22 protein-coding genes are annotated in these 24,514 nt (G+C 66.3%); 17 read left to right on the plus strand and 5 right to left on the minus strand.

The features are described 5' to 3' along the window. Positions 1 to 134: 134 nt before the first annotated feature. Positions 135 to 1,142 carry a zinc ABC transporter substrate-binding protein ZnuA gene (gene znuA, locus BMZ43_RS17055; protein WP_093255094.1) on the minus strand — a complete coding sequence of 336 codons (1,008 nt, stop codon included), beginning with the start codon at positions 1,140 to 1,142 and terminating at the stop codon, positions 135 to 137. A 65-nt stretch (positions 1,143 to 1,207) separates the two neighbouring features. Between znuA and BMZ43_RS17060 the strand changes: the two genes are divergently transcribed. From BMZ43_RS17060 to znuB, 3 genes are read left to right on the plus strand one after another with little or no spacing between them, the layout of a single operon-like run. Beyond that, positions 1,208 to 1,693 carry a Fur family transcriptional regulator gene (locus BMZ43_RS17060; RefSeq protein WP_093255097.1) on the plus strand — a complete coding sequence of 162 codons (486 nt, stop codon included), beginning with the start codon at positions 1,208 to 1,210 and terminating at the stop codon, positions 1,691 to 1,693. Continuing rightward, positions 1,690 to 2,460, plus strand: a complete 771-nt coding sequence (znuC, locus tag BMZ43_RS17065) for a zinc ABC transporter ATP-binding protein ZnuC (RefSeq protein WP_093255100.1) — start codon at positions 1,690 to 1,692, stop codon at positions 2,458 to 2,460. Before BMZ43_RS17060 ends, znuC begins: the two co-directional genes overlap by 4 nt. Next, on the plus strand, positions 2,453 to 3,238 hold the full coding sequence (gene znuB, locus BMZ43_RS17070) for a zinc ABC transporter permease subunit ZnuB (RefSeq protein WP_093255103.1): 786 nt from the start codon (positions 2,453 to 2,455) through the stop codon (positions 3,236 to 3,238). Before znuC ends, znuB begins: the two co-directional genes overlap by 8 nt. Positions 3,239 to 3,243: 5 nt before the next feature. On the opposite strand, the gene BMZ43_RS17075 is transcribed toward znuB, so the two are convergent. After that, complete coding sequence (locus tag BMZ43_RS17075; protein WP_064309195.1) at positions 3,244 to 4,197, minus strand: sulfonate ABC transporter substrate-binding protein; 954 nt, start codon at positions 4,195 to 4,197, stop codon at positions 3,244 to 3,246. Between the two features lie 197 nt (positions 4,198 to 4,394). On the opposite strand from BMZ43_RS17075, the gene BMZ43_RS17080 reads away from it, so the two are divergent. Further along, on the plus strand, positions 4,395 to 4,691 hold the full coding sequence (locus BMZ43_RS17080; protein ID WP_017642329.1) for a YciI family protein: 297 nt from the start codon (positions 4,395 to 4,397) through the stop codon (positions 4,689 to 4,691). A gap of 304 nt (positions 4,692 to 4,995) precedes the next feature. Further along, on the plus strand, positions 4,996 to 6,057 hold the full coding sequence (locus BMZ43_RS17085; protein WP_017642330.1) for an acyltransferase family protein: 1,062 nt from the start codon (positions 4,996 to 4,998) through the stop codon (positions 6,055 to 6,057). A gap of 69 nt (positions 6,058 to 6,126) precedes the next feature. Here the strand turns inward: BMZ43_RS17085 and BMZ43_RS17090 are convergent, their stop codons facing one another. Further along, entirely contained in the window at positions 6,127 to 7,143 is a 1,017-nt protein-coding gene (locus tag BMZ43_RS17090; protein ID WP_017642331.1) for a zinc-dependent alcohol dehydrogenase family protein, read from the minus strand. Positions 7,144 to 7,293: 150 nt separating this feature from the next. Between BMZ43_RS17090 and BMZ43_RS17095 the strand changes: the two genes are divergently transcribed. The 10 genes from BMZ43_RS17095 (at position 7,294) to BMZ43_RS17140 (ending at position 20,552) form a co-directional block, all read left to right on the plus strand. Next, complete coding sequence (locus tag BMZ43_RS17095) at positions 7,294 to 8,214, plus strand: LysR family transcriptional regulator (RefSeq protein ID WP_017642332.1); 921 nt, start codon at positions 7,294 to 7,296, stop codon at positions 8,212 to 8,214. A gap of 197 nt (positions 8,215 to 8,411) precedes the next feature. Then, complete coding sequence (locus BMZ43_RS17100; RefSeq protein ID WP_093255105.1) at positions 8,412 to 9,629, plus strand: efflux RND transporter periplasmic adaptor subunit; 1,218 nt, start codon at positions 8,412 to 8,414, stop codon at positions 9,627 to 9,629. Positions 9,630 to 9,788: 159 nt separating this feature from the next. Beyond that, positions 9,789 to 12,965, plus strand: a complete 3,177-nt coding sequence (locus BMZ43_RS17105) for an efflux RND transporter permease subunit (RefSeq protein ID WP_093255108.1) — start codon at positions 9,789 to 9,791, stop codon at positions 12,963 to 12,965. Further along, positions 12,962 to 14,395 carry an efflux transporter outer membrane subunit gene (locus tag BMZ43_RS17110; RefSeq protein ID WP_093255110.1) on the plus strand — a complete coding sequence of 478 codons (1,434 nt, stop codon included), beginning with the start codon at positions 12,962 to 12,964 and terminating at the stop codon, positions 14,393 to 14,395. The genes BMZ43_RS17105 and BMZ43_RS17110 overlap by 4 nt, the downstream gene beginning before the upstream one ends. Before the next feature lie 430 nt (positions 14,396 to 14,825). Beyond that, entirely contained in the window at positions 14,826 to 17,633 is a 2,808-nt protein-coding gene (locus BMZ43_RS17115) for a monovalent cation/H+ antiporter subunit A (protein WP_093255112.1), read from the plus strand. A gap of 1 nt (position 17,634) precedes the next feature. Continuing rightward, complete coding sequence (locus BMZ43_RS17120; protein ID WP_017642337.1) at positions 17,635 to 17,964, plus strand: Na+/H+ antiporter subunit C; 330 nt, start codon at positions 17,635 to 17,637, stop codon at positions 17,962 to 17,964. Further along, positions 17,961 to 19,460 (plus strand): monovalent cation/H+ antiporter subunit D, encoded by a 1,500-nt coding sequence (locus BMZ43_RS17125; protein WP_017642338.1) that lies wholly within the window; start codon positions 17,961 to 17,963, stop codon positions 19,458 to 19,460. The genes BMZ43_RS17120 and BMZ43_RS17125 overlap by 4 nt, the downstream gene beginning before the upstream one ends. Next, positions 19,457 to 19,954, plus strand: a complete 498-nt coding sequence (locus BMZ43_RS17130) for a Na+/H+ antiporter subunit E (protein ID WP_093255114.1) — start codon at positions 19,457 to 19,459, stop codon at positions 19,952 to 19,954. The genes BMZ43_RS17125 and BMZ43_RS17130 overlap by 4 nt, the downstream gene beginning before the upstream one ends. Continuing rightward, entirely contained in the window at positions 19,939 to 20,208 is a 270-nt protein-coding gene (locus BMZ43_RS17135) for a K+/H+ antiporter subunit F (protein ID WP_007159900.1), read from the plus strand. Before BMZ43_RS17130 ends, BMZ43_RS17135 begins: the two co-directional genes overlap by 16 nt. Before the next feature lie 14 nt (positions 20,209 to 20,222). Further along, on the plus strand, positions 20,223 to 20,552 hold the full coding sequence (locus tag BMZ43_RS17140; RefSeq protein ID WP_093255117.1) for a Na+/H+ antiporter subunit G: 330 nt from the start codon (positions 20,223 to 20,225) through the stop codon (positions 20,550 to 20,552). Positions 20,553 to 20,602: 50 nt separating this feature from the next. Here the strand turns inward: BMZ43_RS17140 and BMZ43_RS17145 are convergent, their stop codons facing one another. Next, a complete protein-coding gene (locus BMZ43_RS17145; RefSeq protein WP_093255120.1) occupies positions 20,603 to 22,180 on the minus strand; it encodes an ABC transporter substrate-binding protein in 1,578 nt (525 codons plus the stop codon). A gap of 391 nt (positions 22,181 to 22,571) precedes the next feature. Here BMZ43_RS17145 and rpmB point away from each other — a divergent pair, with 391 nt between their 5' ends. Beyond that, complete coding sequence (gene rpmB, locus BMZ43_RS17150) at positions 22,572 to 22,808, plus strand: 50S ribosomal protein L28 (RefSeq protein WP_007159903.1); 237 nt, start codon at positions 22,572 to 22,574, stop codon at positions 22,806 to 22,808. An 11-nt stretch (positions 22,809 to 22,819) separates the two neighbouring features. After that, positions 22,820 to 22,975 (plus strand): 50S ribosomal protein L33, encoded by a 156-nt coding sequence (rpmG, locus tag BMZ43_RS17155; protein WP_007159904.1) that lies wholly within the window; start codon positions 22,820 to 22,822, stop codon positions 22,973 to 22,975. Positions 22,976 to 23,072: 97 nt separating this feature from the next. Here the strand turns inward: rpmG and BMZ43_RS17160 are convergent, their stop codons facing one another. Further along, positions 23,073 to 24,467 carry an aminoacyl-tRNA deacylase and HDOD domain-containing protein gene (locus tag BMZ43_RS17160; RefSeq protein ID WP_026083994.1) on the minus strand — a complete coding sequence of 465 codons (1,395 nt, stop codon included), beginning with the start codon at positions 24,465 to 24,467 and terminating at the stop codon, positions 23,073 to 23,075. Positions 24,468 to 24,514 lie beyond the last annotated feature (47 nt).

Here is a 24,514-nt window from a genome sequence, read left to right on the forward strand (position 1 = left end):
TGATCTGACAGTTGCAGATTAGGCCAAGGGCCCTGAACGCTGCCTGAACTCGTCCTGAACGCCAGCTGAACGATCACCAGGGCAGTTCAAGGGCGACGAACGGTAGCCCTTGCCGAATCGTTATCCCGTGTGGCTCAGGGGAGCTTGCCGAGGCAGCCGTCGAGGGTGTCGGCCACCTGTTGCAGCAGGGTCGCATAGCCCTGGCTATCGACCGGAATGCGGGCCCCCAGAGGATCGAGCTCCACCAGGGTCACCGGCAGGCCGCTGCTCAGGGTGGTGGCGATCTTCGGCTGCAACGGCGGTTCGGTGAAGACACAGGTCGGACCGGCTGCCTTGAGCTCTTCACGCATGGCGGCCACATGGCGCGCGCCGGGCTGGACGTCGGCGCCCAGGGCGAAGACACCACGATGCCCCAGGCCATAGGCTTCCTCGAAATAGTCGAAGGCCTCGTGGAAAACGAAATAGGGCTTGCCGGCCAGCGGCGCCAGCTGGGCGCGCAGGGCCTGGTCCTTGGCGGCCAGTCCACGCTCGAAGGCCTTGAGGTTGGCCGCGTAGCGACTGGCATTGGCCGGATCGGCCTGGCTCAGGTCGGCCGCGAGGCGCGTGGCGATCACCCGGGCATTGGCCGGGGTAAGCCAGAGGTGGGCATCCAGGCTACCGGGGCGGTGGTCATGGTCGTGGGCGTACTCGGGCGCCGCACCGTGCTCGTGCTCGTGCTCGTGCTCGTGCTCGTGCTCGTGCTCGTGCTCGTGCTCGTGCTCGTGCTCGTCATGATCGTCGCCCGGCTCATGGGCGTGCTCGGCGCCGAAGCGACGCAGGTGCAGGCCCGGCAAGTCCTGGATGGCCACGCTGGGGCCCTGGCGTTCCTTGAGCACCGTCGGCAGGAAGGTCTCCAGATCCGGGCCGATCCAGTAGACCAGCCCGGCCTCGCGTACCTGGCGCAGGTCCGAGGGCCGCAGGGCGTAATGGTGCGGCGAGGCGCCCGGCGGCAGCAGCACGGCGGGCTGGCCGGCGCCATCCTGGATGGCCGCGGCGATCAGTTGCAGGGGTTTGATACTGGTCAACACCTTCACCTCGGCCTGGGCGGGCAGCAGGGTGCAGGCGAGCAGCAGGGAAGCGACGAGGGGTAGGAGGCGTGGCACGTGAAAATCCCGATTCTTAGGAGAGGTGCAATATAATAACGTCCTGGCTCTCAAGGTACCGTTTCATGTCCAACGCCCCCCTGGCCTTTCGGCCCCACGATCATTCGCGCTGCGTCGCCCACGCCCTGGCCGAGGCCGACGAACTCTGCAGCCGCGCTGGCGTGCGCCTCACCGAGCTGCGCAAGCGGGTGCTGGAGCTGGTCTGGCAAAGCCACAAGCCGCTCGGCGCCTACGACATCCTGGCCGTGCTCAGCGAGCAGGACGGTCGCCGCGCCGCGCCGCCCACCGTCTACCGGGCACTGGATTTCCTGGTCGAGAACGGCCTGGTGCACCGCATCGCCTCGCTCAACGCCTTCGTCGGCTGCAATCATCCCGGCGAGGCCCACCAGGGGCAGTTCCTGATCTGCCGCAGCTGCCAGGTGAGCATCGAACTGGAACAGCCCGCCGTGCACCAGGCCATCCTCGACGGCGCCAGCGCCGTGGGCTTCCAGGTGGAAGGCCAGACCGTGGAAGTGGTCGGTCAGTGCGCCGCCTGCCGGAAGCAGGCATGAGCGAGGCGCTGATCCGGCTGCAGGATGTCGGTGTGACCTTTGCCGGGCAGCCGGTGCTCGATCAGGTCAGCCTGACCCTGGATCCCGGCCGCATCGTCACCCTCATCGGCCCCAATGGCGCCGGCAAGACCACCCTGGTGCGCAGCGTGCTCGGGCTGCTCACGCCCGATCGCGGCAGCGTCTGGCGCCGCCCGCGGCTGCGCATCGGCTACATGCCGCAGAAACTGCAGGTGGACGCCACCCTGCCGCTGTCGGTGCTGCGATTCCTGCGCCTGGTGCCGGGGGTGACCCGCGCCAGCGCCCTGGCCGCCCTGGGCGAAGTGGGCGCCGAGGGCGTCATCGACAGCCCCTTGCAGAGCATTTCCGGCGGCGAGTTGCAGCGGGTATTGCTGGCCCGCGCCCTGCTCCGCCAACCCGAGTTGCTGGTGCTCGACGAGCCCGTGCAGGGCGTCGACATCAATGGCCAGAGCGAGCTGTACCGGCTGATCGGCCAGTTGCGCGAGCGCCATGGTTGCGGCGTGCTGATGGTCTCCCATGACCTGCACCTGGTGATGGGCGCCACCGATCAGGTGATCTGCCTGAATCGCCACATCTGCTGCTCCGGCCATCCCGAGCAGGTCAGCGGCGATCCGGCATACCAGGCACTGTTCGGCCAGAGCGCGCGCAACCTAGCCGTCTATCACCACCACCACGATCACGCCCACGACCTGCATGGCAGCGTGGTCAAGACGCCGCACGTCCATGGAGCCCACTGCAAGCATGGCTGATTTCCTGCTGTATGCCCTGCTCGCCGGTCTCGCCCTCGCCCTCGTCGCCGGCCCCCTCGGCTCCTTCGTGGTCTGGCGGCGCATGGCCTACTTCGGCGACACCCTGTCCCATGCCGCCCTGCTCGGGGTCGCCGTGGGCTTCCTGCTGGATGTCAGCCCGACCCTGACCGTCACTGTCGGCTGTTTGGCGCTGGCGGTGGTGCTGGTGGTGTTGCAGCGCCGTCGCGGCCTGGCCGCCGACACCCTGCTCGGCATCCTCGCCCACAGCACCCTGTCCCTGGGCCTGGTGGCGCTGTCGTTCATGCACGAGGTGCGGATCGACCTGATGAGCTATCTGTTCGGCGATCTGCTGGCGGTGGGCCCCAGCGATCTGCGCTGGATCCTCGGCGGCAGCGCTGTGGTGCTGGTGGCCCTGGCCTGTCTGTGGCGCCCGCTGCTGGCCATCACCGTGCACGAGGAACTGGCCCAGGTCGAAGGCCTGCCGGTGACCTGGATCCGCCTGGCGCTGATGCTGCTGGTGGCCATCGTCATCGCCGTGGCCATGAAGATCGTCGGGGTTCTGCTGATCACCTCGCTGCTGATCATCCCCGCCGCCACGGCCCAGCGCCATGCCCGCAGTCCCGAGCAGATGGCCTGTGGCGCCAGCCTGCTGGGCATGGCCGCCGTGTGCCTGGGGTTGACCCTATCCTGGTACCAGGACACCCCGGCCGGACCCTCGGTGGTGGTGGCCGCCGCCGGGATGTTTCTGCTGGGCTACCTGCTGCCCCGCCGCACCTAGTCGTCCTAGGGCGCCTGCCAGACCGCTTGGCTTACCTCCACCGCCCGGGGAATCAGCCCCTGGGCCTTGAAGATGTCGGCGGTCTGTTGCTGGGTGGCGATGATCTCCGGCGTCAGCGCCGTCACCCCGTAGCGGGTACGTGCCTGCCAGGTGGCGATCACCGCTTCCGGCAGCCCGATCTGCTCGGCCAGGATGCGCGTCACCTCCGGCTTATGGGCATTGGCCCAGGCACCAGCCTTGGCCAGTTCCGCCAGCAACAGGCGGATCGCCTCGGGATGGGCATCGGCGAAGCGCCGCGAACCCTCATAGAAGCTGTTGGCGTGCAGCAGACCCTTATAGTCGGCCAGCACTCGCACCGGCTGGCCTTGCTGGATGGCCGCCAGATAGGGATCCCAGACCACCCAGGCGTCCACCGAACCGTTGACGAAGGCGGCGCGGGCATCGGCCGGCGGCAGATAGACCGGCTGGATGTCCTTGAAGCTCAGCCCGGCCTTTTCCAGGGCCGCGACCAGCAAAAAGTTGGCGCTCGACCCCTTCTGCACGGCCACCTTCTTGCCCTTGAGTTCGGCGACGTCGCGGATCGGCGAACCGTCCGGCACCAGGATGGCCTCCACCGCCTCGCTGGCCGGTTCGGCGCCCAGGTAGACCAGATCGATCCCCGCCGCCTGGGCGAAGATCGGTGGCGGGGAGCCGGTATAACCGACGTCGATGCTGCCGGCATTGAGGGCTTCCAGCAATTGCGGCCCAGCCTGGAACTCGCGCCAGCTCACCTGATAGCCCTGGGCCCCTAGGGCCTGCTCAAGGGTGCCCTGGGCCTTGAGCACGGCCAGCAGACCGCCGCCCTTCTGATAACCGATGCGCAACGGCTGGTCGGCGGCCTGTACCGGAGCGAGCACACCAAGCGCGGCTAGCAGAACAGCGCCCTGCGCCAGCCAGCGTCGGAGAGAGGAACGAACCATGGTGACCTTCCTTATATTCCATTTGGAAAGGTCAGCCTGGCCTATCTAGACCTGAATGTTTAATACATTTCTCTGCTAAGGCTATGCCCAGGCCAGGCATCAATGGCCGGCCAAGGTCCGATTGACGCTGGCCCCAGGATCGCGCCACCCTGCGCCAGCGGCGGCCATCGGGGCCGCCGAGCCTATCGGAGCCCGCCATGCCTTTTCTGATCGAGACCTTCGACAAGCCGGACAGCCTGGCCCTGCGCCAGCAGCATCGCCCGGCTCACCTGGATTTCCTGCGCGAGAACGCCGCTGCCCTGCTGGCCTGCGGTGCCAAGCTCAGCGATGACGGCGAGACCGCCAGCGGCAGCGTCTATATCGTCGATGTGGAAACCCGCGCCGAGGCCGAAGCCTTCATCGCCCGCGATCCCTTCACCACTGCCGGGCTGCCTGGCGAAGTGCGTATCACCCGCTGGCGCAAGGCGATTCTGGACGGCAAGGCCTTCGTCTGAGCCAAGCCACAGCGGCCTGCCCTGGCCGCCTCTGGCCTAGCGCAAGCTGGCTTAAGAACACCTTAAGCCTGGCACAATGCCATCTGAATCAACGTTGTTCGCCGCCGTTGCAAGTTCACACTTCTAGTAATCGCTTCACAGAAAAGTGATGCAGCGCAAGAAAAGCCGGAGTTTTCCCGCCGCTACCGCAAGGAAGCTAACGAACTAGCCTAAGCTCACCGGGCTCAGATGATCTGATGCGCCGACATCCGTTCCCCACGCCCGTGGAGACGCTGTCTCGCTTAGCTAGTACAGAGGACTCAGCATGACCAAGACCACGCCTGAAAAGGATCTGCGCATCGAGACGATCCGCGGACTGGCGCTGTTTCTGATGGTAGCGGGCCACGTGATCGGCAGTTCGTCCACCCTCGGCATGAAGGTGCCGGACGACTCCGTGCTGCGCTATCTCTACGATTCTCTCGTCTACGTACGGATGCCGCTGTTCACCGCCATCTCCGGTTACGTCTATGCGCTGCGCCCGGTGAATACCGGCAGCGACCTGTCACGCTTTTACCAGGGTAAGTTCAAACGCATCGGCATTCCTCTGCTGGTGGTGTCGACGCTGTTCTTCGCCTTGCAGATGGCGGTGCCCAACACCAACTACAAGCCGCAGCTGACTGACATCTTCAGCATCTACTTCTTCAGCTACGCGCACTTCTGGTTCCTGCAGTCGATCTTCTGCATCTTCGTGGTGATCGCCCTGTTGGAAAAGGCCGGACTGCTGCTGACCCTGCGCAACTTCGGCCTGGTATTCGCCGTAGCCCTGGCGGCGTCCTTCGCCTGGGAGAGCTTCCCGGACCTGTTCAGCCTCTACAAGGCGGTGCAGCTGTTCCCCTTCTTCCTGCTGGGCCTGGGTCTCTACCGCTTCGGCGCGCAGCTCATCACCCAACGCAATGTCGTGACCATGGCCGTGGCCCTGGTGATCCTGGTGGCCATGGACCAGGCCTATCTGTTCGAGTTGGTCGATCTCGACGAGACCGACATGGCCATCATCGGTACCGCCTTGGGTCTTGCCGCCATCAGCCTGCTGATCGCCCGCCGCTTCTACTTCAAGCCGCTGGCCTGGTTAGGGTACTTCTCCTTCGAGATCTACCTGTTCCACGTTTTCGGCACCGCCGGGGCTCGCATCGTGCTGAACAAGCTGCAGGTGCACGACACCTGGGTGGTGTTCACCGTCAGCATGGTCATGGGTCTGTTCCTGCCGGTGGCGCTCAAGCTGGTGCTGGAACGGATCAGTCCGCTGCACTTCCTCAGCGTGGCCTTCTTTGGCGCCAAGACGCGAGTCAATCGCGCCACGCCGCCGCTGCAAAAGAAAGCCACGGCCTAGGCGACCTGCAAGGGCGACCGGCCATGAAAAAACCCACGCCTTGGCGTGGGTTTTTTATTGCCTGGCCCGTCACTCGACGCTGAGGACGACGCGACCGCGGGTAGGGCACTGCTCCATGCAGCGATGGGCTTCGACGAACTGCGCGAAGGGAAAGACCTGCTTGATCTGCGCCTTGAGCAGGCGATCACGGGTCAGTTGGTCGATGTGCTGCAAGGCTTCCCGCACCGCGGCACAATCGGCTTCCAGGCCCATCTCCGGCTGGCCGGTGAAATCCTGCACGCAGTGGATGTAGAGCTTGAATTTCTTCTTGAAGGCCGCGCAGGCCGGCAGCGGGGTCTGGTTGCCCCCATTGAGGCCGTAGAGCAGCAACCGGCCGCGGGGCGCCATGGCCTCGCCGAGCAGCGCCAGTTGCGGACCGCCCAGGGCATCCAGGGCCACGTGCACGCCAACGCCGTCGGTGATGCTGGCGATGCGGCTGACCAGATCCTCTTCCTCGGCGGCGATGACCCTTTCCGCGCCCAGTTCGCGCAGGTAGTCACGGTCGGCGGCGTCGTGGGTGCTGGCGATGACCCGGGCACCCAGGGCCTTGGCCAGCTGGATGGAGGCCGGACCGCAACAGCGACTGGCATCGGTGATCAGCACCCATTCGCCGGGCTGCAGCCGCGCCTGGTGCATCAGCGCGGTATAGACGGTGAGCAGCGGATTGTAGTGCACCGCGGCTTCCACCGGGGTGAGCACGTCCGGGTAGCGCACCAGGGAGGTGGCCGGATAGACCAGGTCGTCGCCATAGGCCGGATAGCGATTGATGTCGTGGCCGAGAAAGCTGGCCACGCGATCGCCCACCGCCAGGTCGGCCACGCCTTCGCCCAGGGCGGTGACCACCCCGGCCAGCTCGCAGCCGAGACCGGCCGGGGGCACGGCCTGCTCAGGAGCCAGATTCTGCCGCCAGAGCACGTCGTACCAGCTCACGCCGATGGCCTCTACCCGCACCAGCACCTCGCCTGGCCCCGCCACGGGCGTGGGCCGGTCGATGCAGGCGAGCACCTCCGGCGGGCCGAATTGGGTGAACTGGATCAGGCGGGACATGGCACTACCTCGCGTTGATGCCGACCCCGGAACCGTTGCCGAGGCGGACTGCTTATGGCTAGGACTCTAACCAGCCTTGCCTTAGGATTCTATGCATCCCCATCGATAATGGACATCGGGGGTATCGATCCACTCCCTATCGGGGCCTGAATGAACCGTACCGATCTGCGCCGCGTCGACCTCAACCTGCTCATCGTGTTCGAGACCCTGATGCTCGAGCGCAGCGTCACTCGTGCCGCGGAAAAGCTGTTTCTCGGCCAGCCGGCCATCAGCGCCGCCCTGGCGCGACTGCGCACCCTGTTCGACGATCCGCTGTTCGTGCGTACCGGGCGCAGCATGGAGCCGACCCCCCGGGCCCAGGAGATCGCCGCCCTGCTGTCGCCGGCCCTTGACCAAATCTCCAGCGCGGTGAGCCGGACCCAGAGTTTCGAGCCGGCCAGCGCCGACCGGGTGTTTCGCGTCGGCCTATCCGACGACGTCGAATTCGCCCTGCTGCCGCCGCTGCTCAGGCGCATCCGCATCGAGGCGCCGGGCACCACCCTGGTGGTGCGGCGAATGAACTACCTGACCGCCGCCGGCATGCTGGCCTCCGGCGAGATCACCGTGGCGGTGGGCTATACCGAGGAATTGCCAGCCAATGCCAAGCGCCGCCCGGTGCGCCGCTTCGGCTTCAAGGTACTGCGCGCCGACAGCAAGCCCGGGCGCCTGACCCTGGACGAATACTGCGCCCGCCCCCATGCCCTGGTGTCCTATGCCGGCGACCTCACCGGTTATATCGACGAATTGCTCGACAAGCTCGGCCGCCAGCGCCGGGTGGTGCTGGCGGTGCCCCAGTTCAACGGCCTGGGCTCGCTGCTGGCGGAAACCGATCTGCTGGTGATGGTGCCGGACTACACCGCACGCCTGCTGGCCAGCACCGGCGGCCTTCGCTACGAAGACCCGCCCGCCGAGCTGAACGACGGCGGCCATGAATTGCCCATGGCCTGGAGCGGTGCCCAGGATCACGACCCCGGCGAGCGCTGGCTGAGGTCGCGCATCCAGATGTTCATTGGCGATCCGGACAGTCTTTGAGACACGGATTCTGCTCTTGATTCGGCAGAAGGGCTCAACCGCGGCCCTTTCCAGCAAAAGCCATCACCGCCAGCGATACCTACAGCAAAACCATCACCGTCATCGATAAATAAGTTCGAGCCCTTCGATTCGTCGCCGACCTTACCCGGCGGCAGAATCGCCTCCCTGACCTCTTTCCACCTCGGGCGGACTCGAACATGGATCTTTTCGCGAAAACCCTCGGCCCCCTGGCCCTGACCTCTACGCTATTCCTTGCCGCCTGCGGTGATTCCCATCCCCAGGCCAGCGCCGCGCCGCCCGCGCCCAAGGTGAGCGCCGCCGAGGTGCTGCGCCAGCCGGTGGTGGAATGGGACGAGGTGACCGGCCGGCTGGAAGCGCCGGAATCCGTGGTGGTCCGTCCCCGCGTCTCTGGGTACGTCGACCGCGTCCTGTTCCACGAGGGTGCCCGGGTCAAGCGCGGCGACTTGCTGTTGCAGATCGATCCGCGGCCCTTCCAGGCCGAGGTCAAGCGCCTCGAAGCCGAGCTGCAACAGGCCCGCGCCAACGCCAGCCGCACCGCCGACGAAGCTGCCCGGGGCGAACGTCTGCGCAGCAGCAACGCCATCTCCGCGGAAATCGTCGAGGCCCGCCGCAGCGCCGCCCAGGAAGCCAAGGCCAGCGTCGCCGCCGCCCAGGCGCAACTGGACGCCGCGCGCCTGAATCTGGGCTTCACCGAGGTGCGCGCCGCCATCGACGGCCGCGTTGGCCGTGCCGAGGTCACCGCCGGCAACCTGGTCAACGCCGGCGACACCCGCCTCACCACCCTGGTCTCCACCGACAAGGTCTATGCCTATTTCGACGCCGACGAGCGTGTCTTCCTCAAGCAGCAGGCCCTGGCCCGCCAGGGTCAGAGCGGTACGGCCAGCCCGGTCTACATGGCGCTGTCCAACGAGGACGACTTCTCCCATGAAGGCCACATGGACTTCATGGACAACCAGCTCGATCCGCGCACCGGCACCATTCATGGTCGCGCCGTGTTCGACAACGCCGACGGTCGCTTCACCCCGGGGCTCTATGCCCGGCTGCGCCTGGTGGGCAGCGGCACCTACGACGGTACCCTGATCCAGGACGCCGCCGTGGGCACCGACCTGGGCAAGAAATTCGTGCTGGTGGTGGATGGCCAGAGCAAGACGGCCTATCGCACCGTCGACCTGGGTCCGCGCCTGGAAGGCCTGCGCATCGTGCGCAAGGGGCTGGAAGCCGGTGATCGCATCGTGGTCAACGGCCTGCAGCGGGTGCGCCCGGGCATGACCGTCGACGCCCAGTCGGTGCCCATGGCCGATGCCACCACCCTGGCCGCCCTTAAGCGCCAGCGTGACGCGGTCCTGGCCAGCCTGCCGGCGCCCACCCAGCCGCTCAAGGTGGGTAGTCGCTAGACCCCAGGCTCCACCCCGACCCGTTTCAGACTTTCACCCGTCCAGGCATCGCGGTATCGCGGTCATGGACCGCTCCTACAGTGGCATCCGTACCTGTAGGAGCGGCCCATGGCCGCGATGGCTGCGCCTCTGCACGCCTTTCGCTCAAGGACTGCTCCGATGAACTTCTCCCAGTTCTTCATCCGCCGGCCGATCTTCGCCGCCGTGCTCTCGCTGATCATCCTGATCGGCGGGGCCATCTCGCTGTTCCAGTTGCCGATCAGCGAATACCCCGAGGTGGTCCCTCCCACCGTGGTGGTGCGCGCCACCTTCCCCGGCGCCAACCCCAAGGTGATCGGCGAGACCGTGGCCGCGCCCCTGGAGCAGGCCATGAACGGCGTGGAGCACATGCTCTACCTGTCGTCCCAGTCCACCGCCGACGGCAAGCTGACCCTGACCATCACCTTCGCCCTGGGGACCAACCTGGACACCGCCCAGGTGCAGGTGCAGAACCGCGTCACCCGCACCCTGCCCAAGCTGCCGGAAGAGGTGCAGCGCCTCGGCGTGACCGCCGACAAGGCCTCGCCGGATCTGGCGATGGTGGTGCACCTGACCTCGCCGGATCAGCGCTACGACATGCTCTATCTGTCCAACTACGCCCTGATCAACGTCAAGGACGAACTGGCGCGACTGGACGGCGTGGGCGATGTCCAGCTGTTCGGCATGGGCGACTATTCCCTGCGCGTCTGGCTCGATCCGGACAAGGTGGCCTCGCGCGGCCTGACCGCCAGCGACGTGGTCACCGCCATCCGCGAGCAGAATCGCCAGGTCGCCGCCGGTGCCCTGGGCGCGCCGCCAGCGCCGGGCAGCACCAGCTTCCAGCTGGCCATCAACACCCAGGGCCGCCTGGTGGATGAAGAAGAATTCGCCAACATCATCGTGCGCGCCGGCAGCGACGGCCAGATCACCCGGCTGCGCGACATCGCCCGCATCGAACTGGGCTCCAACCAGTACGCCCTGAGATCCCTGCTGAACAACCAGCCGGCGGTGGCCATCCCGATCTTCCAGCGCCCCGGCAGCAACGCCATCGACCTGTCCAACCAGGTGCGCGCCAAGATGGCCGAGCTCAAGCAGGGCTTCCCCCAGGGCATGGACTACGAGATCGTCTACGACCCGACCATCTTCGTGCGCGGCTCCATCGAGGCCGTGGTGCACACCCTGTTCGAGGCCATCATCCTGGTGGTGCTGGTGGTGATCCTGTTCCTGCAGACCTGGCGCGCCTCCATCATCCCCCTGGCGGCGGTGCCGGTGTCGCTGATCGGCACCTTCGCAGTGATGCACGCCTTCGGCTTCTCGCTAAATGCGCTGTCCCTGTTCGGCCTGGTGCTGGCCATCGGCATCGTGGTGGACGACGCCATCGTGGTGGTGGAAAACGTCGAGCGCAACATCGGTCTCGGCCTCGATCCGGTAGCCGCCACCCGGCGCGCCATGGGCGAGGTGACCGGGCCCATCATCGCCACCGCCCTGGTGCTCTGCGCGGTGTTCGTGCCGACCGCCTTCATCTCCGGTCTCACCGGGCAGTTCTATCGCCAGTTCGCCCTGACCATCGCCATCTCCACGGTGATCTCGGCCTTCAACTCCCTGACCCTGTCGCCGGCCCTGGCCGCGGTACTGCTCAAGGGCCACGACGCGCCCAAGGACCGTTTCTCGCGGCTGCTCGACCGGCTGTTCGGCGGCTGGCTGTTCGCGCCCTTCAACCGCTTCTTCGACAAGGCCAGCCACGGCTACGTCGGCGCCGTGCGCCGGGTACTGCGCGGTGGCTCCATCGTGCTGGTGCTCTATGTGGTGCTGCTCGGCCTGACGGGCCTGGGCCTGATCAAGACCCCCACTGGCTTCGTGCCGCCCCAGGACAAGCAGTACCTGGTGGCCTTCGCCCAGTTGCCCGACGCCGCCACCCTGGATCGCAGCGAGGAGGTCATCCGCCGCATGTCGGCCATCGCCCTCAAGCACCCCGGCGTGGAAAGCACCGTGGCCTTCCCCGGCCTGTCCATCAACGGCTTCACCAACAGCCCTAACAGCGGCATCGTCTTCGTGACCCTCAAGCCCTTCGAGGAGCGCCGTGATCCCTCGCTGTCGGCCGGCGCCATCGCCGCCCAGCTGAACGGTGAATTCGCCGCCATCCAGGAATCCATCATCGCCATCTTCCCGCCGCCACCGGTGCAGGGACTGGGCAGCATCGGCGGCTTCCGCCTGCAGGTGGAGGACCGCGGCAACCTGGGCTACGAAGAGCTCTACGCCCAGACCCAGAGCGTGCTGGCCAAGGCGCGGCAGCTGCCGGAGCTGGCGCCGGAGTCGCTGTTCACCAGCTACCAGGTCAACGTGCCGCAGATCGATGCCCACATCGATCGCGAGAAGGCCAAGACCCACGGGGTGCCCATAGACGCCATCTTCGACACCCTGCAGGCCTACCTGGGCTCGGTCTACGCCAACGACTTCAACCGCTTCGGCCGTACCTTCCAGGTCAACGTCCAGGCCGACCAGCGCTTCCGCCTGGAGCCCGAGCAGATCGGCCAGCTCAAGGTGCGCAACGACCGCGGCGAGATGGTGCCCCTGTCCACCTTCGTCAAGATCAGCGACACCGCCGGCCCCGATCGGGTGATGCACTACAACGGCTTCCTGACTGCCGAGATCAACGGCGCGCCAGCCCCGGGCTACAGCTCCGGCCAGGCCCAGGCGGCCATCGAGGCGCTGCTCAAGCAGGAGTTGCCCAACGGCATGACCTTCGAATGGACCGAGCTGACCTACCAGCAGATCCTCTCCGGCAATACCGCCCTGCTGGTGTTCCCGCTCTGCGTGCTGCTGGCCTTCCTGGTACTGGCCGCCCAGTACGAGAGCTGGAGTCTGCCGCTGGCGGTGATCCTGATCGTGCCCATGACCCTGCTCTCGGCCATCACCGGGGTGATCCTGGCCGGCAGCGACAACAACATCTTCACCCAGATCGGGCTGATCGTGCTGGTGGGCCTGGCGTGCAAGAACGCCATCCTCATCGTCGAGTTCGCCAAGGACCAGCAGGCCACCGGCAAGGACCGCGTCGCCGCGGTGCTGGAGGCCTGCCGCCTGCGCCTGAGACCCATCCTGATGACCAGCTTCGCCTTCATCATGGGTGTGGTGCCCCTGGTGACCTCCACTGGTGCCGGCGCCGAGATGCGTCATGCCATGGGCGTCGCGGTGTTCTCCGGGATGCTTGGGGTGACCTTCTTCGGGCTGCTGCTCACGCCGCTGTTCTATGTGCTGGTGCGCGCCTTCGTCGAGCGTCGCCAGGCCCGTTCCGCCGTTGCTCAGGAGGCCCAGGCATGAAGGCTTTCGCTCCCCTGCTGCTGGCGCTGGCGGTTTCCGCCTGCGCCGTCGGCCCGCACTACCAGGCGCCTACCCCGGCGCCGGCCCAACTCAAGGCCAGTCAGCAATCCGCGGTCTATGACCAGGATCGCTTCGAGACGCTCTGGTGGCGCCAGTTCGAGGACCCGACCCTCAACGCCCTGGTCGCCAGCAGCCTGGACGGCAACCGCGAATTGCGCGCCGCCTTCGCCCGACTGCGTGCCGCCCGCGCCCTGCGCGATGACGACGCCAACGATCGCTACCCCACGGTCACCAGCCGCGCCAGCAGCCAGCTCGGCAAGGCCCAGCAGCCCGGTCTGACCGAACAGCGCGTCAACAGCGAACGCTATGACCTGGGCTTGGACATGGCCTGGGAGCTGGACCTGTTCGGTCGTGTGCGACATACCCTGGAAGCCAGCGATGCCCGCGCCGAAGCTGCGGCCTCCGACCTCGCTGGCCTGCAGGTCAGCCTGATCGCCGAACTGGTGGACGCCTATGGCGACCTGCGCGGCGCCCAGCTGCGCGAACGCATCGCCCGTGACAATCTGGGTAACCAGCGCGAGGCGCGCCGCCTGACCGTGACCCTCAGGGACGAAGGCATGGGCAGCGACCTGGACGTGCAGCGCAGCGAGGCACGCCTGGCGGCCACCGAAGCCAGCCTGCCGGAATTCCAGGCCCAGGCCACCCGTGCGCGCAATCGCATCGCCACCCTGCTCGGCCAACGCCCGGATGCCTTGAGCGTGGATCTCTCGCCCAAGGCCCTGCCGGCCATCGCCAAGCGCCTGCCCATCGGCGATCCCGGCGAATTGCTGCGCCGCCGTCCGGACGTGGCCGCCGCCGAACGCCGCCTGGCTGCCGCCACCGCCGACGTTGGCGTGGCCACCGCCGATCTCTTCCCGCGGGTCAGTCTCTCGGGCTTTCTCGGCTTCACCGCCGGACGCGGCTCGCAGATCGGCAGTAGTGCCGCCCGCGCCTGGGGCCTCGGCCCGAGCATCAGCTGGGCCGCCTTCGACCTGGGCAGCGTGCGCGCCCGCCTGCGCGGCGCCCGTGCCGGTTCCGACGAGGCCCTGGCCAACTACGAGCAGCAGGTGCTGACCGCCCTGGAAGAGAGCGCCAATGCCTTCAGCGACTACGGGCGACGCCAGGAACGCCTGCAGGCGCTGATCCGCCAGTCGGTGGCCAGTCGCGCCGCCGCCGACCAGGCCGAGATCCGCTACCGCGAAGGCGGCACCGACTTCCTGGTGCTGCTCGATGCCCAGCGCGAACGCCTGGCCGCCGAGGACCAGCAGGCCCAGGGCGAGATCGAGCTCTATCGCGGCATCGTCGCCCTCTACAAGGCCCTGGGTGGCGGCTGGGACGTGCAGCCCGCCCGTCTCGCCCAGGGTAACGCTTCCCCCGCGCCGGCGCTCTGACGCTGGCGCTTACCCCGACACGCGTGTTCTCTTGCTCCTTTGGCGTGTCGGGTTTTTTCTTCGCACTACCCGGTGCGGCGCCCAGGGTGCCGCACCGGGTGCCCTCCTCCGCACAGATCTGAGCAAAAGCCCGTATTAGAGGTCTTAGTGACACCCGCACAGCGCCTGCCAGGTGTTTGAGACCCGTGCTGGACACGGCGTGCCTGTTTCCTAATATTTTGTAAGGGAGACAGGGCTAGGATTTTGTGGTCTCTCTTTTATTATCACCTTAGGTTATTAAACCTTCGGTTCTTGTACGAAACTCGAAGATCGATTCCTCCACCTCTCGCCGTCTTGGCGATCTCTGCGTGGACGGATCGAATGCCGCTCGAGGTCTCGAGGGAGCCCCATCTATCCACCGCCGTGAGGCGCTCAGCTAAAGGATGCAGGCATGGTATTGGCGCTGATCATCGCGTTGCCCTTTCTAGGAACACTGCTATCGCTGGCGACTGATCGCTTCGGGCGGCGTGCCTGTGCCCTGGGTACCGCCATAGCGCCTGCCGTAGCCCTGGCCCTGCTGGCCACGCAATTGCCGGCCGTGCTCGACGGCGCCGTGCTGCTGCAGCGACTGGACTGGCTGCCGGCCCTGGGCCTGAACCTCAGCCTGCGCCTGGACGGCCTGGGCCTGATGTTCGCCCTGATGATCCTGGTCATGGGCCTGCTGGTGATCCTCTATGCCACCTATTACCTGGGCAAGGACGAGTCGGTCGGCCGCTTCTTCGCCTACCTGCTGCTGTTCATGGGCGCCATGCTGGGCGTGGTGCTGGCGGAAAACCTGCTGCTGCTGATGGTGTTCTGGGAGCTGACCAGCCTGTCATCCTTTCTGCTGATCGGCTTCTGGAGCCACAGCAAGGAAGCCCGCCAGGGCGCGCGCATGGCCCTGACCGTCACCGGCGGCGGCGGCCTGGCCCTGCTCGCCGGCATCCTCTTGATCGGCCATATCGTCGGCAGCTTCGAGTTGACCGACGTGCTCGCCGCCGGCCCGCTGATCACCGGCCATGCCCTCTATCCGCTGGCGCTGATCCTGGTGCTACTGGGCGTCTTCACCAAGTCCGCGCAATTTCCCTTCCACTTCTGGCTGCCCCAGGCCATGGCCGCGCCGACGCCGGTGTCGGCCTATCTGCACTCGGCGACCATGGTCAAGGCCGGGGTCTTCCTGCTGGCGCGGCTCTATCCGGCGTTGGCCGATTCGGAGTGGTGGTTCTACATCGTCACCCTCACCGGCCTCACCACCCTGGTGGTGGGCGCCATCCTGGCGCTGTTCCAGCACGACCTCAAAGGCCTGCTGGCCTACTCCACCATCAGTCACCTGGGCCTGATTACCCTGCTGTTCGGCCTCGACACCCAGCTGTCCACCGTGGCGGCGGTGTTCCACATCCTCAACCACGCCACCTTCAAGGCCTCGCTGTTCATGGCCGCCGGCATCATCGACCACGAGACCGGCAGCCGCGACATGCGCCGCCTGGCCGGGCTCTGGCGCTACATGCCGCATACCGCGGTGCTGGCCATGGTCGCCGCCGCGGCCATGGGCGGGGTGCCCCTGCTCAACGGCTTCCTGAGCAAGGAGATGTTCTTCAACGAGACCCTCAATCACGGCCTGTTCGGCAGCTTCAGCTGGGTCGTGCCGGCGGTGGCGGTGCTCTACGGGGTTTTCTCGGTGGCCTATTCGCTGCGCTTCATCCACGACGTCTTCTTCAACGGCGAGCCGCGCGACCTGCCCCACTACCCACCTCATGAACCGCCGCGCTACATGAAGATCCCGGTGGAGATCCTGGTGCTGCTCTGCCTGCTGGTGGGCGTGGTGCCGGGCTACACCGTGGCGCCGCTGCTGGCCGCGGGTGCCAGCGCCGCCCTTGGCGGCAGCCTGCCCGACTACAGCCTGGCCATCTGGCACGGCTTCAATACCGCCCTGGTGATGAGCATCCTGGCCATGGTCGGCGGCGTACTGGTCTATGCCTTCCGCCAGCCCCTGTTCCGCTGGCAGGAGGGACTGCCCGACGTCGACGCCCGTCTGGTCTTCGAGCAGAGCCTGACCCGGCTGATCGGCTTCGCCCAGCGGCTCACCGGGCGCCTGGAAAGCGGCTCGCTGCAGGGCTACATCGCGCTGATGCTGGCGGCCACCCTGGTGCTGCTGGTGGCGGCACTGTCAGGGCTGGACAGCCTCCACGGTCCGGTCGCGCTGTCGCCCTTCGATCCGCTCACCGCCCTGGGCCTGGGCATCCTGATGCTGACCGCGGTGCTGACGGTGTTCTTCCACCGCAACCGGCTCAAGGCCTTGATGACCCTGAGCACCGTGGGCCTGATCGTCTCGCTGCTGTTCGCCCGCTACTCGGCGCCGGACCTGGCCCTGACCCAGCTGTCGGTGGAGGTGGTGACGGTCATCCTGCTGGTGCTGGCGCTGTTCTTCATGCCGGATCGCACGCCCATCGAATCCAGCAGCCTGCGCGGCCTGCGCGACGTCCTGCTGGCCGGCGGCCTGGGCCTGCTGGTGGCGCTGCTGGCCTATGCCGTGCTGACCCGCCCCTACGAGGGCATCGGCGACTTCTTCCTGGCCAACTCGGTGTCCGGGGGTGGTGGCTACAACGTGGTCAACGTCATCCTGGTGGACTTCCGTGGTTTCGACACCCTCGGCGAGATCACCGTGCTGGCCATCGCCGCCGCCGGCGTCTACGGCCTGCTCAAGCACCTGCATCTGCCGCATCCGCTGGTCGACCCCAAGGGCACGCCTTGGTCCCGCGACAGCCACCCGATGATCCTCAACAACGTGGCGCGGGTGCTGCTGCCGCTGGCGTTGCTGGTATCGGCCTTCATCTTCGTGCGTGGCCACAACCTGCCCGGCGGCGGCTTCATCGCCGGCCTGATCACCGCCATCGCCCTGATCCTGCAGTACGTGGCCCATGGCGTGACCTGGACCCAGCGGCGCCTGCCGATCAGCTACCACGCCATCTGCGGCCTCGGCGTGCTGATCGCCGCCCTGACCGGACTGGGTTCGCTGGCCTTCGGTCACCCCTTCCTCACCACCGCCTTCGACTACTTCGCCATCCCCCTGATCGGCAAGACCGAACTGGCCACCGCCCTGATCTTCGATCTCGGCGTCTACCTCGCCGTCGTCGGCGCCACCCTCCTGATCCTCTCCAACCTCGGCCATGTCAGCCGGGACGAGACGGACAAGGACGGCTCCAGCCAGGAGGTGCTCTAACATGGAAATCCTGTTCTGCACGGCCCTTGGGGTCCTCACCGCCAGCGGCGTCTACCTGCTGCTCCGGGCGCGCCTCTATCCGGTGGTGCTCGGCCTCACCCTGCTCTCCTACGCGGTCAATCTCTTCCTGTTCGCCATGGGCCGCCTGCGCACCGGCGTGCCGGCGGTGATCGGCAAGGCTGCCGAGCAGGCCGATCCGGTGCCCCAGGCGCTGGTGCTCACCGCCATCGTCATCGGCTTCGCCATGACCGCCTTCGTGGTGGCCCTGTCGCTGCGCGCCCTCGGCGAGTTGCGTACCGACCACGTGGATGGCGAGGAGCCGCGCCGATGAAGCACCTGATCATCCTGCCGATTCTCGTACCGCTGTTCATGGGCGCCTTCCTGCTCATGCGTCCGCGGCTGTCCGCCAGCACCGCGCGCGGGCTGTCGCTGCTGGCCACCTGGACCCTGCTGCCGCTGGCACTGCTGCTCCTGCAGCGAGCCAACAGCGGTCAGCTGGAGGTCTATGCTTTGGGCGACTGGCCGGCGCCCTTCGGCATCGTCCTGCTGCTGGATCGCCTGGCCGCGCTGATGCTGGTCAGCGTGGCGGTGCTGGCCGCCGGGGCGGCGCTCTATGCCTGCCGCGGCGACGACAAGCGTGGCCCGGATTTCCATGCGCTGTTCCAGTTCCAGCTGCTGGGCATCAATGGCGCCTTTCTCACCGGCGACCTGTTCAACCTCTTCGTCTTCTTCGAGATCCTGCTGATCGCCTCCTATGCCCTGCTGGTGCATGGCGCCGGCCCCGCCCGGGTCCGCGCCGGCCTGCACTACGTGGTGCTCAACCTGGTGGGCTCGGCGCTGTTCCTGATCGGCATCGGCCTGCTCTATGGCCTGCTCGGCACCCTGAACATGGCCGACCTTGGCCTCCGGGTCGCCAATGCCGATCCCGAGCAGGCGCCGCTGCTGGCCGCCGCGGGCTTTCTGCTGCTGGTGGTTTTTGGTCTCAAGGGCGCCATCCTGCCGCTGTACTTCTGGCTGCCCAGCGCCTATTCCGCCGCCAGTGCCCCGGTCGCCGCCCTGTTCGCCATCATGACCAAGGTCGGGCTCTACGCCATCGTCCGCGTCTTCCTGCTGGTATTCGGCACGGCCGCCGGACCCCTGGCCCACTATGTCCTGCCCTGGCTCTGGCCGCTGGCGGCGGTCACTCTGGCGGCCGGGGTGTTCGGCGCCCTGGCGGCCCATCACCTCAAGGCCCTGCTTGGCTACCTGGTGGTCATCTCGGTAGGGATGCTGCTGACCGGCGTGGCCCTGGGCAGCGTCGCGGGCCTGGCCGCCAGCTTCTTCTACCTGGTGCACAGCACCTGGATCGCCGGCGCCCTGTTCCTGCTGGCGGATCTCATCGCCCAGCAGCGCGGGGCGCAGGGCGATACCCTCAACAGCGGTCCGCAGCTGGCTCACCCACGACTGCTCGGTGGCCTGTTCTTTCTCGGTGCGGTATCCGTCGCCGGCCTGCCGCCCTTCCCCGGCTTTCTCGGCAAGGTGATGCTCTTGCAGGCTACCGGCACCGCCTGGCCGGCATTGATCATCTGGCCGGTGGTGCTGCTGGGCGGCCTGGGCATGATCATCGCCCTGTCCCGCGCCGGCACCACGCTGTTCTGGCGCGGCAACAGCGCCGCCCTGGACGTCCGCCTCGATCCGGTCCAGCTCGCCGCCACCCTCGGCCTGCTGCTGGGCAGCCCGCTGCTGATGGCGCTGGCCGCGCCGCTGCACGGCTACGCCTTGGAAACCGCCCGGCAATTGCTGGACGTCACACCCTACTTCGACATCGTCCGGGGGGTTGGCCCATGAAACACTGGCTACCGCACCCACTGCTCACCGGGTTGCTGACCCTGACCTGGCTGCTGCTCAACAACAGCCTGAGTCTGGGCCAGCTGCTGCTGGGTCTGCTGCTCGGCTGGGGCATCCCGCTGCTGTGCCAGGACTTCCTGCTGCACGCGCCCCGGCTGCGCCGCCCGGTCCTCCTGCTGCGCTACATGCTGATGGTGGTATACGACATCATCGTCGCCAACCTGCACGTCGCCCGCCTGGTGCTGGGCCGGACCGAGGCGCTCAAGCCGGCGTTCATCGAGGTGCCCATCGACATCGAGGACGAATTCCTGCTCACCCTGCTGGCCTGCGTGGTATCCCTCACCCCCGGCACCGTTTCCTCCGGCCTCAGCGGTGATCGCAAGACCCTGCTGCTGCACGGTCTCGATGTCGCGGACAAGGACGCGGTGATCCATCAGGTCAAGACGCGCTATGAAGCCCCGCTCAAGGAGATCTTCGAATGCTCACCTACGTGACCCTGCTGTGCATGGGGATGATGGGCGTGGCCGCCGTGCTCAACGTCTATCGCCTGGTGAAGGGACCGGACATCCCGGATCGGGTGCTGGCCCTGGACACCCTCTACATCAACGTCCTGGCGATCATCATCCTGTTCGGTATCTGGCTGGCCACCGACGTCTTCTTCGAAGCCTCGCTGCTCATCGCCGTAACCGGTTTCGTCGGCACCGTGGCGCTGGGCAAGCATATGCTGCATGGCGAAATCATCGATTAACAGGGAGCTACCCCATGCCCTTCTGGCTCGAACTCCTGATCTGCGCCCTGCTGCTCATCGGCAGCAGCTTCGCCCTCATCGGCGCCATCGGCCTGTACCGGCTGCCGGACTTCTTCATGCGCCTGCATGGTCCGACCAAGGCCACCACCCTGGGCGTGGGCAGCACCATCATCGCCTCGATGCTGTTCTTCAGCAGCCAGGGCGAAGGTCTCAGCCTGCACGAGTTGCTGATCGCCCTGTTCATCTTCATCACCGCGCCGGTCAGCGCCCATATGCTGGCGCGCGCCGCCATCCAGCAGAAGGTCAAGCAGGTGGAGCGCACCGACGGCCAGCCCTGGCGCTAGGCTGACCGCGCACCGCTCGCCGCACAGCAGTGGGCGAGCCGCAGGCGGTCCTAGCGACCGCCGCTGACCTTGCTGAAGTCCTGGCGACCGAAGGGATTGGGCTGATAGCCCTCGACGCCGCTCTTGGCCAGCACCGTTACCGTCGGATGGGCCAGCGGTAGCCACAGCGCCTGGTCGTGGATGATGCGCTGCGCCTGGTGGTACACCGTGGCCCGGGCCATCTGGTCGGACAGGGTCTTGCCCTTGCTGATGGCGCCATCCAGGGTCTTGTCGCAATAACGGGCGAAGTTCAGCCCCGACTGCACCGAGGCGCAGGAGAATTGCGGTGTCAGGTAGTTGTCCGGGTCGCCATTGTCGCCAGCCCAGCCCATGAACAGCAGATCGTGTTCGCCGGTCTTGGCGCGGCGGATCAATTCGCCCCATTCGATCACCTGGATCTGGGCATCGACGCCGATCTTCTTCAGGTCGGCCTGCAGCATCTGGGCACCCAGTTGCGGATTGGGATTGAGCAGGCTGCCGCTGGGGCGCGTCCAGATGGTGGTCTTGAAACCGTCCTTGAGGCCCGCCTGGGCCAGCAGCGTCTTGGCCTTGGCTGGGTCATAGGGGTAGGCCGGCACGTCCTTGGCATAGCCCCAGGTGGTGGGCGGATAGACGTTGTCGGCGGCCACCGCGGTGTCCTGGAATACCGCTTTCAGATAGCTCTGCTTGTCGAACGCCAGGTTGATGGCCTGGCGCACCTTGATGTTGTCCAGCGGCGGATGGGTGGTGTTGATACCCACGAAGGCGGTCATGAAGGCCGGCGTCTGCAGCACCTGCAGGCTCTTGTCCTCATGGGCGCTCTGCAGATCCTGGGGCTTGGGTGACAGGGCGATCTGGCATTCGCCGCGCTTGAGTCGCTGCAGGCGCACCGCCGAGTCGGGGGTGATGGCATAGATCAGGCCATCCAGCTTGGGCTTGCCGGCGAAGTAGTCCGGATTGGCGGCGTAACGCATCACGGCATCCTTCTGATAGCGCTTGAAGACGAAGGGACCGGTACCGATGGGCTCGTCGTTGAGCTGGGCGGTCTTGCCGGCCTTGAGCAGCTGAGCGGCGTATTCGGCGGAATAGATGGAGGCGAAGCCCATGCTCAGGGTCGGCAGGAAGGTGGCGTCCGGGCTGTTGAGCACGATGCGCACGCCGAGGTCGCTGGTCTTTTCCACGCGCTTGATCAGCTTGGGCCACTGCATCGACTGGGCATGGGGATAGCCGCTCTTGGCTACCGCGTGCCAGGGATGGTCCTTGTCCAGCATGCGCTGGAAGCTGAACACCACGTCGTCGGCCGTCAGGGTACGGCTGGGGGTGAAGTAGTCGGTCTGGTGAAACTTCACGTCCGGGCGCAGGGCGAAGTCGTAGGTCAGGCCGTCCGTGGAGATCGTCCAGCTCTGCGCCAGGCTCGGCACCAGCTTGGCTTCGCTGGCGTCGTATTCCACCAGCCGGTTCATCAGCACATCGGCCGAGGCATTGGTGGTGGTCAGGGAGTTGTATTGCACCACGTCGAATCCATCCGGACTGGCTTCGGTGCAGACACTGAGCGTGGCGGCCTGAGCCAGCAGGGGCGCGAAGAGCAGAGGCAAGGCGGCGAAACGCATGAACGATTCCTTGTAGATCCGAGGTGGGCAGACGACACGCGCTTAGCGGGCAGCGGCTGACAGAGCGCTGTGGGCGGCCGTCTGGCGGACGTGGATTGAGTGTGGCACGCGCTCTAAACTAGACCACCCGTCCGTCCGTCACAATGCTTCTCACCGACGAACGGTTGACATTCCGGCCAGGCCCACACGGCGGCCGGTCCGTAGGCATTTCATCCGTCGCCCTACCTTGTTATCCCTGGGTGCTTCTGGTATAAAACAGCGCTCTTTTTTCGGGGTATGGCCGCTTCAGGTCCCCGGCGTTTGCCGGCTCTCCCCGTCAAAACAGGAATCAATACAGTTACAAGCGGCCAACCCATGCCGGGTTTGGCATGAGGTTTATGAGGGCTGAGCCATGTCGAGAGTTTGCCAAGTAACCGGTAAGGGTCCGATTACTGGGAACAACGTTTCCCACGCTAACAACAAAACCCGTCGTCGTTTCCTGCCGAATCTGCAGCATCACCGTTTCTGGGTAGAATCCGAGAAGCGCTTCGTGCGTCTGCGTGTTTCTGCCAAGGGCATGCGTATCATCGACAAGCGCGGTATCGAAACCGTACTGTCCGAGCTGCGTAGCCGCGGCGAAAAATTCTAAGGGGATTCGTCATGCGTGAATTGATCCGTTTGATTTCCAGTGCCGGCACCGGTCACTTCTACACCACTGACAAGAACAAGCGCACCAAGCCCGAAAAGATCGAAATCAAGAAATTCGATCCGGTCGTGCGCAAGCATGTCATGTACAAGGAAGGCAAGATCAAGTAATTGATCGCCCCTTGAACAAGAAACCCGCCTCGGCGGGTTTTTTGTTGCCTGGCGTTTGCGGCTCCGGCGCCTGGAGCGCCGGAGGCCAGTCAGACGGTCACTTGAACTGGCCGGTCAGCTCGCGCAGGGCGGCTTCGGCACCGAGGATCTTCTGCATGCACTCCCGCGCCTTGGCCGGATCTATGTTCAGCCGCGCATAGAGATCCTCGGGAATGGCCTGCGCGGGGCCGTTGCCGATGCCTTCGCCGCGCAGCAGCTGCACCGCGAGAAAGATCAGGTTGGGATAGACCGCCTGCTCGCCCTGGTAGGCCGGGTCGCCCTGGAAGCGCAGCGCCGTCACCACCTCTTCGGGCATCTCCCAGCAGCGCATCAGGGCCGCGCCGATCTGCTCGCGGGTGATGCCCAGCAGGTGATGCTCGATGACCTGGTGATCCAGCTGGCGGTTGGCCTCCAGGTGGCGGCAGATCAGCGAGAAGTGCGGCGGAAAGACATGGGCCAGCACCAGGTAGCCGAAGTTGTGCAGCAGGCCGCCCAGGTAGGCCAGGCCCATTTCCGGCCGCTCCGCGCGCGGCATGGCGCGCGCCAGGCCCTCGATCAGGGCAGCAGTGTAGATAGCCTGTTTCCAGTAGGGCGTTTCCTGCTGGGCCTGGTCGCTGGGCAGGCTCAGGGTCTTGCCCAGGGCAAGGCCGAGGGCCAGGTTGATCACCAGGTCAAAACCCAGCACCCGCACGATGGCGTCTTCCACCGAGCGGATCTTGCCGGGCGCGGCATAGTAGGGCGAAGCCGCCCAGCTGATCACCTGGGCCGCCAGGGCCGGATCGGTCTCCACCACATTGGCCAGATCGTCCACCGTGGCCTCGGGATCGACGCGCAGCTTGATGACCTTTTCCGCGGTCTTGGACAGGGGCGGAATCTCCAGGGTCTCTTCCAGACGCTGGCGGATGCGCCGCGCGGTAAAGGCGGTGGCGGCATGGAGGATTTCCGCCTCGTCTCGCTCCGGTTGCCGCAGATTCGGCTGGATACCGGCCGCCGGGATGCCGAAGCTGCCCGCGGTCGCCTGACTCAGCAGACAGCGATAGTCAGATGTTTCCACTTCCAACAGTAGCGAGCGCTCACCGGATTCCAACAACAGGCGCGGTGCCTCCAGCAGGCGCTCGTCATACAGGCAGGGGGAATTGGTCAGCGACGGCAACCCTGGCAGGACGTCCAATTCGTAGCGCTCCAGGGTGCGCATCAGCCGCTCCGGCGCCACCACCGCCAGCTGCCGCCCGGTGAATTCCACCAGCCGGCGCAGATCCAGCAGCTGATTCTCGGGCAACAGCACCAGCAGCATGCCGACGCTGTCGCTCAAGAGCACCGTGTGCACCCGGTTCGCCTGCGGCTGACGCGTCGTCGCCGGGACCGGCCGATAGGCCAGGTTCAACTGGGCGAGCAACTGCTGGATCGAAGGGGGGACCTCAGGGAGGGGCGAAGCGAGCGCTACATCGGTCATGGCATTTTCTTCCTCACGTACGCCTTGGAGTATAACCATTCGGCTCC

It is taken from the genome of Pseudomonas sp. Snoq117.2 (assembly GCF_900110545.1).
GTDB lineage: Bacteria > Pseudomonadota > Gammaproteobacteria > Pseudomonadales > Pseudomonadaceae > Chryseomonas > Chryseomonas benzopyrenica.

Coding starts and splice junctions, on each gene's coding strand:
- BMZ43_RS17090 (WP_017642331.1), bottom strand. CDS start 7,143: ATGTCCCGCCTGATCCAGTTCACCCAATTCGGCCCGCCGGAGGTGCTC.
- BMZ43_RS17060 (WP_093255097.1), top strand. CDS start 1,208: ATGTCCAACGCCCCCCTGGCCTTTCGGCCCCACGATCATTCGCGCTGC.
- BMZ43_RS17115 (WP_093255112.1), top strand. CDS start 14,826: ATGGTATTGGCGCTGATCATCGCGTTGCCCTTTCTAGGAACACTGCTA.
- BMZ43_RS17130 (WP_093255114.1), top strand. CDS start 19,457: ATGAAACACTGGCTACCGCACCCACTGCTCACCGGGTTGCTGACCCTG.
- BMZ43_RS17135 (WP_007159900.1), top strand. CDS start 19,939: ATGCTCACCTACGTGACCCTGCTGTGCATGGGGATGATGGGCGTGGCC.
- rpmB (WP_007159903.1), top strand. CDS start 22,572: ATGTCGAGAGTTTGCCAAGTAACCGGTAAGGGTCCGATTACTGGGAAC.
- BMZ43_RS17120 (WP_017642337.1), top strand. CDS start 17,635: ATGGAAATCCTGTTCTGCACGGCCCTTGGGGTCCTCACCGCCAGCGGC.
- znuC (WP_093255100.1), top strand. CDS start 1,690: ATGAGCGAGGCGCTGATCCGGCTGCAGGATGTCGGTGTGACCTTTGCC.
- BMZ43_RS17125 (WP_017642338.1), top strand. CDS start 17,961: ATGAAGCACCTGATCATCCTGCCGATTCTCGTACCGCTGTTCATGGGC.
- BMZ43_RS17140 (WP_093255117.1), top strand. CDS start 20,223: ATGCCCTTCTGGCTCGAACTCCTGATCTGCGCCCTGCTGCTCATCGGC.
- BMZ43_RS17105 (WP_093255108.1), top strand. CDS start 9,789: ATGAACTTCTCCCAGTTCTTCATCCGCCGGCCGATCTTCGCCGCCGTG.
- BMZ43_RS17110 (WP_093255110.1), top strand. CDS start 12,962: ATGAAGGCTTTCGCTCCCCTGCTGCTGGCGCTGGCGGTTTCCGCCTGC.
- BMZ43_RS17145 (WP_093255120.1), bottom strand. CDS start 22,180: ATGCGTTTCGCCGCCTTGCCTCTGCTCTTCGCGCCCCTGCTGGCTCAG.
- BMZ43_RS17080 (WP_017642329.1), top strand. CDS start 4,395: ATGCCTTTTCTGATCGAGACCTTCGACAAGCCGGACAGCCTGGCCCTG.
- BMZ43_RS17160 (WP_026083994.1), bottom strand. CDS start 24,467: ATGACCGATGTAGCGCTCGCTTCGCCCCTCCCTGAGGTCCCCCCTTCG.
- znuB (WP_093255103.1), top strand. CDS start 2,453: ATGGCTGATTTCCTGCTGTATGCCCTGCTCGCCGGTCTCGCCCTCGCC.
- BMZ43_RS17100 (WP_093255105.1), top strand. CDS start 8,412: ATGGATCTTTTCGCGAAAACCCTCGGCCCCCTGGCCCTGACCTCTACG.
- BMZ43_RS17095 (WP_017642332.1), top strand. CDS start 7,294: ATGAACCGTACCGATCTGCGCCGCGTCGACCTCAACCTGCTCATCGTG.
- BMZ43_RS17075 (WP_064309195.1), bottom strand. CDS start 4,197: ATGGTTCGTTCCTCTCTCCGACGCTGGCTGGCGCAGGGCGCTGTTCTG.
- BMZ43_RS17085 (WP_017642330.1), top strand. CDS start 4,996: ATGACCAAGACCACGCCTGAAAAGGATCTGCGCATCGAGACGATCCGC.
- rpmG (WP_007159904.1), top strand. CDS start 22,820: ATGCGTGAATTGATCCGTTTGATTTCCAGTGCCGGCACCGGTCACTTC.